General features: G+C 39.5%; 15 protein-coding genes. 13 read left to right on the top strand and 2 right to left on the bottom strand.

Annotated elements, in window-relative coordinates:
• Window positions 1-10 precede the first annotated feature (10 nt).
• The 5 genes from R2800_08535 to R2800_08515 all read left to right on the top strand — a co-directional run bounded on the left by R2800_08535 (window position 11) and on the right by R2800_08515 (window position 6,620).
• Window positions 11-2,020: a T9SS type A sorting domain-containing protein gene (locus R2800_08535; GenBank protein MEZ5017088.1), complete on the top strand. Its 2,010-nt coding sequence runs from the start codon at window positions 11-13 to the stop codon at window positions 2,018-2,020.
• 36 nt (window positions 2,021-2,056) lie between these two features.
• Window positions 2,057-2,269: a hypothetical protein gene (locus tag R2800_08530; protein ID MEZ5017087.1), complete on the top strand. Its 213-nt coding sequence runs from the start codon at window positions 2,057-2,059 to the stop codon at window positions 2,267-2,269.
• 168 nt (window positions 2,270-2,437) lie between these two features.
• Window positions 2,438-3,397, top strand: coding sequence for an alpha/beta fold hydrolase (locus R2800_08525; protein MEZ5017086.1), 960 nt, complete (start codon window positions 2,438-2,440; stop codon window positions 3,395-3,397).
• Window positions 3,398-3,416: 19 nt separating this feature from the next.
• The gene (locus R2800_08520) at window positions 3,417-4,586 is read left to right on the top strand and encodes a hypothetical protein (protein MEZ5017085.1); all 1,170 of its coding nucleotides are present in this window, start codon (window positions 3,417-3,419) and stop codon (window positions 4,584-4,586) included.
• Between the two features lie 240 nt (window positions 4,587-4,826).
• On the top strand, window positions 4,827-6,620 hold the full coding sequence (locus R2800_08515; GenBank protein ID MEZ5017084.1) for a hypothetical protein: 1,794 nt from the start codon (window positions 4,827-4,829) through the stop codon (window positions 6,618-6,620).
• 8 nt (window positions 6,621-6,628) lie between these two features.
• Here R2800_08515 and R2800_08510 read toward each other — a convergent pair whose 3' ends face one another.
• Entirely contained in the window at window positions 6,629-7,279 is a 651-nt protein-coding gene (locus tag R2800_08510) for an MOSC domain-containing protein (protein MEZ5017083.1), read from the bottom strand.
• Window positions 7,280-7,464: 185 nt separating this feature from the next.
• On the opposite strand from R2800_08510, the gene R2800_08505 reads away from it, so the two are divergent.
• The 7 genes from R2800_08505 to R2800_08475 all read left to right on the top strand — a co-directional run bounded on the left by R2800_08505 (window position 7,465) and on the right by R2800_08475 (window position 11,923).
• Window positions 7,465-8,034, top strand: coding sequence for a tail fiber protein (locus tag R2800_08505; GenBank protein MEZ5017082.1), 570 nt, complete (start codon window positions 7,465-7,467; stop codon window positions 8,032-8,034).
• A gap of 34 nt (window positions 8,035-8,068) precedes the next feature.
• Window positions 8,069-8,641: a tail fiber protein gene (locus R2800_08500; protein ID MEZ5017081.1), complete on the top strand. Its 573-nt coding sequence runs from the start codon at window positions 8,069-8,071 to the stop codon at window positions 8,639-8,641.
• Between the two features lie 30 nt (window positions 8,642-8,671).
• Window positions 8,672-9,241 carry a tail fiber protein gene (locus tag R2800_08495; protein MEZ5017080.1) on the top strand — a complete coding sequence of 190 codons (570 nt, stop codon included), beginning with the start codon at window positions 8,672-8,674 and terminating at the stop codon, window positions 9,239-9,241.
• A gap of 78 nt (window positions 9,242-9,319) precedes the next feature.
• Window positions 9,320-10,000 (top strand): class I SAM-dependent methyltransferase, encoded by a 681-nt coding sequence (locus R2800_08490; protein ID MEZ5017079.1) that lies wholly within the window; start codon window positions 9,320-9,322, stop codon window positions 9,998-10,000.
• Between the two features lie 40 nt (window positions 10,001-10,040).
• Entirely contained in the window at window positions 10,041-10,406 is a 366-nt protein-coding gene (locus R2800_08485; GenBank protein ID MEZ5017078.1) for a DUF1304 domain-containing protein, read from the top strand.
• Window positions 10,407-10,445: 39 nt separating this feature from the next.
• Complete coding sequence (locus tag R2800_08480) at window positions 10,446-11,288, top strand: AraC family transcriptional regulator (protein MEZ5017077.1); 843 nt, start codon at window positions 10,446-10,448, stop codon at window positions 11,286-11,288.
• Window positions 11,289-11,371: 83 nt separating this feature from the next.
• The gene (locus tag R2800_08475; protein ID MEZ5017076.1) at window positions 11,372-11,923 is read left to right on the top strand and encodes a YbhB/YbcL family Raf kinase inhibitor-like protein; all 552 of its coding nucleotides are present in this window, start codon (window positions 11,372-11,374) and stop codon (window positions 11,921-11,923) included.
• Between the two features lie 15 nt (window positions 11,924-11,938).
• On the opposite strand, the gene R2800_08470 is transcribed toward R2800_08475, so the two are convergent.
• Window positions 11,939-12,709: a CPBP family intramembrane glutamic endopeptidase gene (locus R2800_08470; protein MEZ5017075.1), complete on the bottom strand. Its 771-nt coding sequence runs from the start codon at window positions 12,707-12,709 to the stop codon at window positions 11,939-11,941.
• 44 nt (window positions 12,710-12,753) lie between these two features.
• On the opposite strand from R2800_08470, the gene R2800_08465 reads away from it, so the two are divergent.
• Window positions 12,754-13,227 carry a DinB family protein gene (locus R2800_08465; protein ID MEZ5017074.1) on the top strand — a complete coding sequence of 158 codons (474 nt, stop codon included), beginning with the start codon at window positions 12,754-12,756 and terminating at the stop codon, window positions 13,225-13,227.
• The last annotated feature ends 9 nt before the right edge of the window (window positions 13,228-13,236 follow it).

Genomic DNA, 13,236 nt, shown 5'->3' with positions numbered 1-13,236 from the left:
TTCAGCTACTATGCTGGCTTCCTTAGACTGGGATGCTCTGTGGACGGGTACGGTAACTACCTGCCAGTTTAGCTCTACTGTTTCTGAAGATCCTGGTACTGGATATGAAGTGGAGTTCTCATCGCATGATGATAATGGATATTATTCAGGTACACAGTCGGGTGACAAGGCTACGCTACAAGCAGCCATCTTAAATAGCTCTAACTGGACAAAGAATAGTCTTACCGGTTATACTTTCCCTATTGCAGGTTCTTTCTCTGTAGGTAGTAGTACTACTTGGAATGGTTCTACATGGAGTGCAGGTGCACCTTCTTCTACAGTAGATGCGGTTATTGCTTCAAGTACTACTCCTGGTGCTTTTACTTGTAAAGACCTAACGATAAATAGTTCTTTCTCTTTAACCTTAGGAACAGGTGTTACTGCTACCATACATGGCGATATGACCAATAGTGGTAATGGTATCAGCGGTACAGGTAATCTTACTTTTTCTAAGTCGGGTACTTCTACTTTAAGCGGTAATGCATTTTCGGTTTTAGGTGTGGTAACGGTAAGCTCAGGTTGTACTTTGGCTACTGCCAGTAAATTGACTCTTGCGTCTAATGCAAGTAATACAGGAAGCATTGGTAATAGTGCAGGTAGTATCAGTGGTAGTGTAACCGTGCAAAGATATATACCAGGTAAGCGTTGCTATCGTTTCTTAGCACATCCTTTCACTTCTACACAACAGGTATCGTTGCTTACTGATGATATAGATATCACAGGAAGCGGTGGTGCTGCCAATGGTTTTACTACAACTACTACCAACAATCCTTCTTCGCATATATGGGATGTGACCACTGCAGATAATACTACAGCTGGTAACAATCCGGGCTGGTCGGCTATAACAAGTGCTACCTCTTCTTCTTGGACAAAAGCAGGTTTGCTAAGAGTATTGGTGCGTGGTGCAAAAGGTGAAGGTCTAACAGGTGGTGCTTATACACCTTCGGCTAGTACTTTAGATATGACGGGTACGGTAAATACAGGTACACAAACAATAACCTTGACCAAAGGTTCTGGTTCTACTTTCGTGGCTTGTGGTAATCCTTTCCCAAGCCCTGTACAGATGAATACGGTAGCTAAGGGTAGTAACGTAGGTGCTAACTATTATGTATGGGATGCAACCAGCGGTGCTAAAGGTGCTTATGTAACCAATGCCTTCACTACTTCTTATATCTTACCATCTGGTGGTGCTTTATTCACTACGGTAAGTGCCAACTCTAATAACACACTTGAGTTTCAGGAAGCAGATAAGAGTACCAGTTCTCCTGCCAGCATCTTCAAAACTACAGGTGCTAACGACTGGGTAGAGTTACTTATCTCTGACAGTACATTGAAATGGGATAGATTGTTGATCAACTTTAACGATAACAGTATGGATGTACAAGACAAGCTGGATGCTGTGAAGTTGTACAACCCTGGTCTTGACTTCTTTACCATGTCTAAAGACGGTGAGCGTTTAGCGATCGACGTTCGTCCTTATACGGATAAGTCTTCTATTCCTTTAGGGCTTACTGCTTATACTAACTATAACAAGTATGTTATCCGCACAGGAGACTACAGTGTGCCTGCAGGTACTAAGTTGATACTACACGATAAGTACTTGAATACACAACAAGAATTAAAAGCAGGTTTTGAATATTGGTTTGATGTAACGAGTGATACATTATCTCAAGGCAACAACCGTTTTGAAATAAACATGGTAGGTAAGCCAACTAATATCATCACTACAAGTGCTACTACTCCTAAGATACAGTTGATACCAAACCCTGCACATAACGAGGTGAAAGTATCGTTTGATAATGTAGAAGGTACAGCACTAGTGAAACTAACGAATATAACTGGACAGGTAGTATACCTACAAGAGGTAAATGCCGCAAGTGGTAGCCTTACTATTCCGTTGACGAACATGCCATCAGGAATGTATATAGTAGAGCTACAAAGCCAGAATGCAAGGTTTACAGAAAAGTTGATCAAAGAGTAAACCCTAAATTTTCTAACACCCAAAAAACAAACAGTTATGTCTCGTATAAAAACAATAACTAAATATAGTATAGCGATAGCCCTTTTGGCATTACCAACAGCCTTATTTGCACAAGGCCCCGGCTTTGATGATGATGTAGATGATGTGCCTGTAGATGGAGGTATAAGTCTACTGGTAGCAGCAGGCGTAGGTTATGGTGCTAAGAAGTGGAATGATGCTAGAAAGAAAAAAGAAGAGCTTAAGAAATAAGCTGTTGAATATCATATGATCGAAAGAGCCACCTTATTAGGTGGCTCTTTTTTTGTTTCGTTCTTAGCAAATTGAATTTGTATAACAACCGACAAAATTAATGTTAGGGTTAAAACACTCTGTTATGTGTTTTTTGTTCTTATTATTTTTACATAGATGTGTTTTTGTGTGTCAAAAAAAGTAAGCAAAATTATAACCTATATATTGGTTGTTTGTTCCTTCTCCAGTTGCGGTATTTTTATTAATAACCCCAAATATGTAGAACGGAATATAAAGACAAGTAATACTTATAAAAGCAATTTAGGGACCTTCTATTGTTTGCAAGATGGTCAATGTGTTTTTGTTGATGAAAGGATTGAAAAGGAGTCAGGAAACATTATCGTAGCTCTTCACGGTTTGGGGGCACATGCAGGTTCATTTTCTTTTCTTCAAGAATATCTTGATGGTCAAAATGTATCGTCTATCGCACTAGATTTTAGAGGGTTTGGGCATTATCAAGGTTTAAAAGGTGATCTGAAAAATATAGGTATTCAAGTAGAAGACCTGCATGAAATAATTATTTCTATAAGAAAGAGATACCCCTCGAGAAAAATTGTTTTACTAGGTGAAAGCTTAGGGTCTTCTCTTGCAATATGGTATGTACAATTGCATCCCGAAAATGTCGATGGGCTTGTTTTGACCAGTATAGTAACATCAAAAGGGAATGGTGATGTGAAGCTTAGTACCATACTAAATTTATTGCTAGCATATACTTTTCAACCTTCTACGCCAGTACATCTTGGGTATGATCCTTATATCTATTCTAATGATTCAAGCTTTATTAATTGGGCTTTTAATATAGACACATTAGGAACCAGAGCAGTTAGTCCAAGATACTTGGTGCAATCAAACAGAGTAATAAAAAAGTCATATGGATACTTGTGCAAGTATCCTAAGCCGATACTTATTATTCAGGGTGGGCAGGACTTTTTGTCGACAAGGGAAAAGACAACAAGCTTAATCGAGAAATGCGATTCGAAGAATATTCGTTACCTGTTTTTTCCAAATATGCTTCACAGTATAGTTAATGACAAGAATAGAGATGAAGCGTTTGAGGGTATTATGCAATGGTTGAACACACTAGAATAAGTAAATAAAATAATACACCATGGGACCTATTGAAAAAATTCTTAATTGGGCAAAAGCAAAAGTGAAGCCAACCAAAGAAGCCCCTAATGATCCTAAAGTATGGGTATATTCTTGGTTTTTAAAAGCAAGTAAACTCCCTGTGTTTAGTTGGCTGGAAAAACTAATTAGTACGTTTTTTGTTAAAGTTGCACCTAATGTTCCTGTTAACTTAAAGAGGTCTTTTACGGGAGCAAAAGGGCTTCATGCAGGAATAATTGGTTTTGTGTTAGCATTCTTCTTTTGTTTTGTAGTTACTGTTTTAGGTACATGGTTAAACGGAACTTTATTTGACGACCCAAACAGCATAGATAATGTAAGGTGCTTTTTAAATGACAAGTGGAACATTTTTTTATATTCATTTATTTGTCCAATGTATGTAGGTCTTACTTGTTGGCTGGTTGTAGTTGCTGTTAAAGGGTGGGGAGAAATAAGAGCGTTTAAGAATGAAGAACTTAAGGAGGAAGATAAACAAACAAAGTTTCCTTTAATGAAAGCAACTGCCTTAGGTTTTTTGATCTTAGCTGTCGCTTTTGCTCTAACAGCAAACTATATCAATGATATAACAAAGCTAGCAGAAATAGAGAAAGAGTACTATTGGTTCTTTACAAAGAAAAATGGAAGATTTGAATTAGGTACATTAGGTATTTATTACTTCTTACTAAATTATACACTGCTTATCATCACATTAATTGCGCTTACGTTTTTTATGTCTATTTACTCTATGATGATGAAGGTTGGTAAAGCATTAGCATCTAAAGAGTCTATAGATGAGTTAGATTTTTTGACGCTAAAAACTAAGCTTTCAGTATTTACAGAAGCATATATCTTAGCAAAATTATTAGTTGGTGCTTATATTGTTAATATTATGGTCTGGGTGGCATCTCCTTTAGGAGGAGGAGGTAATGGCACTAATGCAAATATTCAGGTTGCTGTAATCTTGATGGGCATAATTGGTGTGTTTATGATTTCCATACCAAGGTACTTTGTTGAGTTGCAATGGTATCGGTTAAAAAATAAATCAAAAATGGATAATGATCTTGATGTAGAATATGATGACATCCGATCGTTTGAAATAAAATTATTGGCAACGGTATTAGATACTTTTTTAATTGGAGGGTTTTTAGTTGGTTATGCTAAATATATTCTCTAGCTATTACTGTGCAGAATGTTTTAAATATCTCTAAACCCTTCTCGTCAGCTAAAGGTGAGTTCTTCGAGTGCAGCTTTTTTTATGTTGTGTAGTTCGTCTTGTCTATATAGCAGCGTGTGAAAATATCTTGCACACTAATTTTTACAGGGTGTTAGATTTACAGATCAAAGTTGTTAATTTGTTTAAAGCTAGTGTTATTATACATGCTTGCTGATCTTTGGTCTAATACTACTGCTACGAATGCTTTCAAGAGTTGCTTATATCATTTCCCTATGCGTTATTCTATTCGTGTCGTTGGTATTTCATCCTACATGGAATAAGAGAGGTCATAGTAGTACCATCTCTTGGGATGTTTTAGGCTATTACTGGTACCTCCCGTCATCCTTTATATATAATGACTTAAAAGAACAAAAATTTGCGGATAGCGTATTGACAGAGTACGGATATCCCAAAGAACATATTCCATCCTACAAGTACAAGGAAACAGCTAGTCGTGTCAACAAGTATTCGTCTGGCATGGCAGTGTTGTATAGTCCGTTCTTCTTTATTGCACATATACTTTCTTCACCATTAGGTTACCCCTCCGATGGTTTTAGTATACCCTACCAGTTGTCTATTCTGCTCGGGAGTCTCTTGGTTGCTTTTATAGGCTTATGGTATTACCGAAAATTTCTATTGACCTTTTTTAGTGATAGGGTGGTTGCTATCATGATATTGCTGTTAGTAATAGGGTCTAATTATTTGACCTATACTGCACTTAACGGTGCTTATACCCACAACTGGCTGTTTACCATTTATGTTTTCTTGCTTATAACTACTCAAAAGTTTTATGCCAAGCCTAAGCTTAAATATGCCGTTGCAATAGGAGGGCTAATAGGTATAGCTATTTTGGTAAGACCAACAGAATTTATAGCAGTTCTTATACCGCTACTATGGGGAATTGAAAAACTGTCGGCCAAATATTATAAAAGTAGACTGGATTTTTTGTTGGCAAATAAGAAGGCCATACTAATGGTAGCTATAGTAGCTGTTGTGGTAGCTAGTGTGCAAGTGTGCTATTGGTTGTACACTACAGGTGTGCCTTTTGTTTACAGTTATCAAGATCAGGGTTTCTCTTGGTTGAGCCCGCATGTATACAATTATATGTTGAGTGCAAGAAGCGGTTGGGTCACATATACACCCCTCGTCTTCTTTTTCTTTATAGGTATCATTTCTTTTGTTAAGCACGGCAAGCATCGTGTAATGGTACTACTGTTTTTTGCTTGCAGTTTGTATATAACTTCTGCTTGGGATATTTGGTGGTATGCCGGCACAGGTGGTAGGGCAATGCTTCAATACTATCCCATTATTATGTTGCCACTAGCATTCTTTATAGAGCGTATGCTACAGTCAAGAGTGATGATGTGGGTGTGTTCGCCATTTCTACTGCTGTTTACTTATCTCAATATCTGGTTCACTTATGCTGCGCATGCTTCCGATGGTCTTTACGATTCTAACGGTATGACACGAGCTTACTATTGGCATGTTGTTGGTCGCTTCTCAGTGCCAGATCATGTGCAACGTTTTAAAGATACAGATGAGTATTATGACGGTAAACCTAAAAACATGAAACTACTATTCGCTAATGATTTTGAACAGGATAGTACAGAAAGTAACAGCCATATAATACATGGGAATGTGTCTATGTACATTGATAAAGATAGAGAGTGGGGGCAGAAGTTTTTAATACCTTTTAGTAACAACACTCATGCCGACTGGGTGCGTGCTGAAGTGTCGATAAAACCACTGTACGAAGAATGGGAGGCATGGCGAATGATATTGTATATAGTCACTTTTAGAAAAGATGGAGCAGCCGTGAAAATTAGAAACATAAGGCTCAATAAATATTCAGCTCCTCATACGGTTAGCGATGTGTATTTTGATGTGAAAATACCTGATGCTGAATTTGATAGTATTGAGCTTAGTTTTCACAACCCATATAAATATGGAGAGATGATACTGGACGATATTAAGCTATCTTCTTTTGAGGAGTAGTGCTAGGGTTAACGATTAGCCTTGCTCAATAGCTCTTTAAATCCTTCTCTCCAGCTAAGAGTAAGCTCTTCCAGATCAGCTGCTTTTTTGATACTGTTGTAGTTTGTTTTGTCGATATAGTAGAGTGTAAAAATATCTTGTACACTGATCTTGGCAGGGTGTTCTTTTTCCATTATTATTTCATCTCCTGCGGTGATGATGCCCTCTTCCAATACACGTAGATAAAACCCCTGTCTGCCACTATTGAAAAAAAGTTTGGTCATGCGGTTATCATCCATTCTTGCATTTAGTTTAAAACAAGGTACACGTGGTTGTGATACTTCAAGCAGGGTAGTGCCTATACGATATCGATTGCCTATGTACACTTCATGGTCGGGCATATTGTCTACCGTTAGGTTCTCGCCAAACTGCCCCATGGTAAAGTCGTTTCTGTTCAGTTCTTTTTCCCAGTAGGCATAGTTGTGGTAAGAGTAGGCATAAACTGCTTTGTCTATCCCGCCATGTACGGTAAGGTCAGCTTGCTTGTCACCGGCAATGTTCAGTTGGCTTACGGCAGCACTACCTGTTACAGGCGTTTTGAAAATGGCTGTGGTAAAGCTGTTGCCATTATGTGTTACCACTTTGGGTAGCGATACGTTGACTGATAATAAACGAGACATGATGTTGGCTTAAAAAATAAACAATTCAAACATAACATAAATGGGTGATAATACCCTTTTATAGAAATATATACCTGCTTATGTTTATAGTACAGATAGTATTGCAACCATGAAAACAATAACACGTAGCGTGTTTGCCTGCCGTCTTATAAAATAGATTTTCTAACCAATAAATATATATTACAATGACGGACGGAACTTTGGGAGAAATACGCATCGTCGCGTATAATTTCACTCCCCAAAATTGGGCTGTGTGTTATGGTCAGTATTTACCAATTAACACCAACCAAGCCTTGTATGCCGTGCTAGGCACCATCTATGGTGGCAACGGGTTTACAGAATTTCAATTGCCTGATTTTAGAGGCCGTGTGCCGATACAGTTCGGTCAGGGTGTAGGCCAGCCTAATTACAATCTTGGCAACAGAGGAGGCGAACTATTTCACCAGCTCACCATCGAAGAGACCCCTGCCCACAAGCATACCATGACAGCACAAATTAGCATGGCAGGAAACGTCAAGAGTAGCTCTGATGATAGTAGCAATGTTGATGACCCTACAAACGCCAACCCTTCATTGGGCTTAAAGATGTATAGCGACTCTGCGGCAGATGTAGCTATGGGAACTTCGCCGGTTACCGTGTCGGGCAGTATGAGCATGGAAACAGCAGGCCTGTCTAATACGCACTTGAACGTACAGCCATTCGTTACGATGAACTACGTTATTTGTGTTCAGGGGCTATTTCCGACAAGAAACTAAACAACAACATTTAACTCAAAAAAATTATAATACCATGTATGGATATTTAGGAGAAGTTCGCCTGTTTGGCGGAACGTTTGCCCCTAGAGGATGGGCTTTTTGTCATGGCGGTTATCTGACTATAGCAGAGTACTCCGCCTTATTTGCATTGATAGGTTGTGAATATGGCGGCGATTGCCGTACAGTTTTTGCACTGCCTGATACCAGAGGTAGAGTAGTTGTAGGTCAAGGTCAAGGACCGGGGCTGCCTTACGATTTTACCATAGGCGAGTATGGCGGTTATGAAAAGATCACACTTACCTTAGATCAGCTGGCTCGTCATACACACCCTGTAACTACTGATGTTGAGGCAGAGATCACCCCTCTTGCTACATCTGATACAGGTAGTTCAGACGATCCTGAGAATAACATTTTTGCTATTACAGATGCAGGCGTAAGAACGTATGCCGCTACCCCTGATAATACTATGGCTATAAATACAGTAACGGTGAGTGCTGCTGCCGTAGCCAATGCTACAGGCGGTGGGCTGTCGCATGATAACGTCATGCCGGTTTCTGCACTTCAGTATATCATTTGTATCGAAGGAGATTTTCCAAGCAGAGCCTAAAACAAAAACATTAACGCTAAAAAAAATATTATGGAAGGATATTTAGGAGAAATCCGCTTGTTCGGAGGTTCATTTGCCCCTAAAAATTGGGCATACTGTAATGGTGCTATCATACCAATAACAGGTAATGAAGCCCTATATGCTATATTGGGTATGCAGTTTGGCGGAAATGGCCAAACCAATTTTGGATTACCCGACCTGCTCAGCAGAACAGCCATTGGCGCAGGGCAAAGCCCGGGCACTAGTTTATACCCTGTAGGTAACAAAACAGGCACTACTACGGTAACACTTGATGTCACGCAGATACCACCGCACGTACATATGGTTACTAGTAATTTAACAGGAAACTTCAAGTTGCAATGTAATGCCGACTCGGCTAGTACTGACGATCCTGATAGTGCTTACCCAGCTATTGCAGATAGTGGTACGCCATATAGCCCAACTATAGATGCTGCCATGGCACAAATGCCAATTACCGTAACAAAAGAAACAGTTACTTGTAACGATACAGGTGGTGGGCAGGCGCATAATAACATGCAGCCCTACTTGGTTACATCATACATTATATGTATAAAAGGAGACTTCCCTGCAAGGAACTAAAGCATAACCACTTTTGAAAAATACGATAGTAATAAACCCTCGCGTTTGTTGCTATCGTTTTTTTTGTGCCGTTGAGCAATGTTACTTTGGTTACCAATCATTGTAGTGTATTGTACTACCTTTGCATGGCTTAGTAATTACGATATGGAGATGAATAGAAAAGCGCATTGGGAAAATGTATTTGCGGTAAAACAACCGCATGAGGTGAGCTGGACGCAAGCAAAACCGCAAACCTCGCTCGATTTTATACACAGCTTTAATGTGCCCAAAGATGCTGCCATTATAGATATAGGTGGTGGCGATAGTAAGCTGGTAGATTTTCTACTGCAAGAAGGTTATGAGGATATTACTGTGCTGGATATATCGGGCAAGGCACTGCAAAGAGCACAACAGCGACTTGGTGATGCGGCAAACAAAGTACATTGGGTAGAGACGGATATTGTAGATTTTACGCCTGAGCGTAAGTATGATGTGTGGCACGATAGGGCGGCATTTCACTTCCTGACTACAGAAGAGCAAATTGCTAGCTACCTCAGCATTGCCAAGCAGGCAGTGTCTGGTTATCTCACCATTGGTACCTTTTCTGATAATGGTCCTGAAAAATGTAGTGGGCTACACATAAGGCAATACAATGAGAATCAATTGCAAAGTCAATTGGCTCAAGGGTTTGCCAAAATAAGGTGTATCACAGAAGATCATACCACTCCTTTCGATACGGTGCAGAACTTTCTCTTCTGTAGTTTCAAAAGGGCGTCTTAGTATAAAAAAGCTGCTGAGTTAAATATTCTTATTAATTTTAATGAGTATGATACTCGTCGTGAAAATATTGATAGCATTAATTGCTGCATTTCATCTCTACATCATGTGGTTTGAGATGTTTGCATGGACAACCCGTGGACGTAAAGTATTTACAAAGTTTCCCAAAGACCTATTCAAACCCACTAAAGCAATGGCTGCCAACCAAGGGCTGTACAATGGCTTTTTAGCAGCGGGCTTGATATGGACCTTCTTTATTGATAATGTAGAATGGCATTTCAATGTCACGTTGTTCTTTCTGAGTTGTGTGGTTATAGCAGGAGCTTATGGAGGTGCTACAGTCTCTAAGAAAATATTTTTTGTACAAGCACTGCCTGCAATAATTGCGCTGTTGTTACTGCTTTTTTAGGAGGTAGTTTTATTACTTTTAGCCAATAGGTTAAAGAGCATGAAAATGGATGTGTATACGATTCCCCAAGATCTACAGGTAAAGCATAACGGCAATTTTGTGTTATATGATTATCGCTCCGCTGAAGATCATCAAAGAGCCAAAGTAGTATTTACGTCCAACGTTTTTAGTTTCATTATTGATGGTACAAAGGAAGTCGTTAACGAAGCTCACACTCGTATGTGTGAAAAAGATGATTTTATACTAATGCGCTCAGGACGATGTATTATGACAGAGCGTGCTGCAACTACAAACGGATATAGAAGCATACTTTTCTTTTTTAGCAATGACGCCCTTTCTGATTTTATGAAGGAGCATGACATCAACTTTGCAAAGCATGAGGATAGAAGACATACAGGTGTGTTTAGAAAAGATGAATACATTAAGGCACTAGTGACGGGGTTGGAAAATATGGCAACACTTGATGTAGCTCTACAAGAAAGATTGCTTAAAGCGAAGTTTGACGAGCTGATGATATACCTTACTGCAACCTATGGTGATAGTGTACTCAGCTATTTATCTGTTGATGTAGATAGCGCACATCAAGAATTTATAAAAGTGGTAGAGAACAATAAGTACAATAAACTAACGCTCTCTGAACTTGCATTTTTATGCAATATGAGTGTCTCTACTTTTAAAAGAAAGTTTGAAGAGCAGTACCATGCACCTCCTATAAAATGGTTTCAAGACCAGCGATTGGACTATGCGGCTTTTTTATTACGTAGCCATACACAAACATCCTCTGAGGTATTTGCAGAGGCTGGTTATGAGAGCCTATCTAACTTCATAGCAGCATTTAAAAATAAGTTTGGTGTTACCCCCAAACAGTATCAGCTTCAATGAGCTTCTAGCAATAGTTTTTGAACTCGTTTGTGGTAGAAAAAAAAAGCTGTTGTGGTAACTTTGTGTAAAAATATCGAGCAACTATGAAAAGATCGAATATCGTACTAATCGTATTGATGCTAATGACTGCCAAGTCTTACGCACAAAGTACATTTACACTCTCTAGTAAAAACTTGGGTGGTACAGCTACAACTGTTGAAGAGTTTGCCGGCTTTGGTTGTAAGGGCGAAAACAAATCGCCACAGCTATCGTGGATCAATGCGCCTGAAGGAACAAAGAGTTTTGCTATAACGATGTATGACCCTGACGCGCCAACAGGCAGCGGCTGGTGGCACTGGTTGGTTTTTGATATTCCTGCCAGTGTAAACGAACTCGTGGCAGGTGCTGGTGATATAGCGCTTGATCTCGCCCCAAAAGGAGCTGTGCAAAGTATTACTGACTATGGTAGTAAGGGTTATGGTGGTCCTTGCCCACCGCAAGGACATGGCTGGCATCAATACATCATTACGGTACACGCGTTGAAAACTGACAAGTTGGGCGTAGATGAAAACACTAATGCTGCTATTGTAGGTTTTAATATATGGGCCAATACAATAGCTAAAGCAAGTATAGTTACCTATTATCAAAGAAAGTAATAGCTATTTGAGCTATTACTTTTTTATCCATAAGGTGCTTTTGTTGATAGCAAGAGTGCCTTTTTGTTTATGCTTATACCATAGTGTGATGATGATAGACACTGCTATGGTAAGTCCGCGAAGGATATTGGCATAGAGGTTGCCAGCGGCATTGTCGCTCATGTCAAACATCAGCCAGGCTAGGTTCATAAAGCTGTGCAGTAGTATGGGTATCCATAGGTTGAACTTCCACTCGCTATACAGCCAGGCAAAATAAGCTGAGCCGATAAAGGTGGTTAGGAAAATGCCTAGCTGTATGCCTGCATTGTCGCTTTGGTACAAATGCCCTGTGGCAAATACAATAGCCCCTAGCAATATGGAAGGGATAAAGCCTAGCTTGGTATAGCGGAATAGCAGCCCGAACAAAAAGCCACGAAAGTAGAGCTCCTCAAAAAGTCCTGCAAAAAATGTTTTGGCAATAAGGTTAGGAACACTGGTAACTGTGCCAATGGGGTAGAAGAGCAGGCCGCCTATAAACATAGGTGCGGTAAAAATGAGTGTTGCTATTAATGCAGTAACAATATTGCTTCTAAGCCCAAGGTTGCTAAAGGCATTGCCAGATATATTAACAAGGTATGCCCCTACAAATATGGGGATGCCAATAAGCACATAGGTAATAAAGTAGCTCAGCAAACCATAATGGATATACTCATCAATAGCACCCATCGTTAGCTTGAATTGTGTAGAGCCTGCGTAGTAGAGCAGAAAGCAAACAATGATGATCAATATTTTTGCAGTATTTTTCACCTTGTAAGTAGTTATTCTATCTACAAGATAAAACAAATGATACAATGAGCCTGAACCAACAAGTAGCCAAGCATTTTAGGGAAGTGTATTTTGGTGGCAACTGGACTACCGTGAATGTAAAGGATACCCTAAAGGGTGTGACCTATGAACAGGCTACAACTCAAGTAGAGAGTTTTAACACCATAGCTACATTGGCATATCATATACATTACTATGTACGTGTAGCCCTAAAGGTGCTAAAGGGTGGTGCACTTGAAGGTAAAGATGCCTTGAGCTTCGATCATCCGCCCATCAATACGCAAAAGGATTGGGATGATCTTCTAAACAAGAACTTTGCAGAGGCAGAAGAGCTGGCACTATTGATAGCAGAACTACCCAATGATAAGTTTTTCGACAGCTTTACCGATGAAAAGTATGGCAACTACTATAGAAACATAACAGGTATTATAGAGCATACGCATTACCATCTGGGGCAGATAAGCCTTATTAAGAAAAGCCTAACAGCAAACAGCAAATAAAAAATAACC

The organism is Flavipsychrobacter sp. (assembly GCA_041392855.1).
In the GTDB taxonomy this organism is placed as follows: domain Bacteria; phylum Bacteroidota; class Bacteroidia; order Chitinophagales; family Chitinophagaceae; genus UBA5543.
The sequence above is the reverse complement of the archived record's forward strand: the minus strand, read 5'-3'. Positions and strand labels throughout refer to the sequence as shown.

Excerpts from the sequence above, each read along its gene's own strand:
- R2800_08535 (MEZ5017088.1), top strand. The coding sequence starts at position 11 with ATGCTGGCTTCCTTAGACTGGGATGCTCTGTGGACGGGTACGGTAACT.
- R2800_08520 (MEZ5017085.1), top strand. The coding sequence starts at position 3,417 with ATGGGACCTATTGAAAAAATTCTTAATTGGGCAAAAGCAAAAGTGAAG.
- R2800_08515 (MEZ5017084.1), top strand. The coding sequence starts at position 4,827 with ATGCTTTCAAGAGTTGCTTATATCATTTCCCTATGCGTTATTCTATTC.
- R2800_08475 (MEZ5017076.1), top strand. The coding sequence starts at position 11,372 with ATGAAAAGATCGAATATCGTACTAATCGTATTGATGCTAATGACTGCC.
- R2800_08485 (MEZ5017078.1), top strand. The coding sequence starts at position 10,041 with ATGAGTATGATACTCGTCGTGAAAATATTGATAGCATTAATTGCTGCA.
- R2800_08465 (MEZ5017074.1), top strand. The coding sequence starts at position 12,754 with ATGAGCCTGAACCAACAAGTAGCCAAGCATTTTAGGGAAGTGTATTTT.
- R2800_08510 (MEZ5017083.1), bottom strand. The coding sequence starts at position 7,279 with ATGTCTCGTTTATTATCAGTCAACGTATCGCTACCCAAAGTGGTAACA.
- R2800_08505 (MEZ5017082.1), top strand. The coding sequence starts at position 7,465 with ATGACGGACGGAACTTTGGGAGAAATACGCATCGTCGCGTATAATTTC.
- R2800_08495 (MEZ5017080.1), top strand. The coding sequence starts at position 8,672 with ATGGAAGGATATTTAGGAGAAATCCGCTTGTTCGGAGGTTCATTTGCC.
- R2800_08500 (MEZ5017081.1), top strand. The coding sequence starts at position 8,069 with ATGTATGGATATTTAGGAGAAGTTCGCCTGTTTGGCGGAACGTTTGCC.
- R2800_08530 (MEZ5017087.1), top strand. The coding sequence starts at position 2,057 with ATGTCTCGTATAAAAACAATAACTAAATATAGTATAGCGATAGCCCTT.
- R2800_08480 (MEZ5017077.1), top strand. The coding sequence starts at position 10,446 with ATGAAAATGGATGTGTATACGATTCCCCAAGATCTACAGGTAAAGCAT.
- R2800_08490 (MEZ5017079.1), top strand. The coding sequence starts at position 9,320 with ATGTTACTTTGGTTACCAATCATTGTAGTGTATTGTACTACCTTTGCA.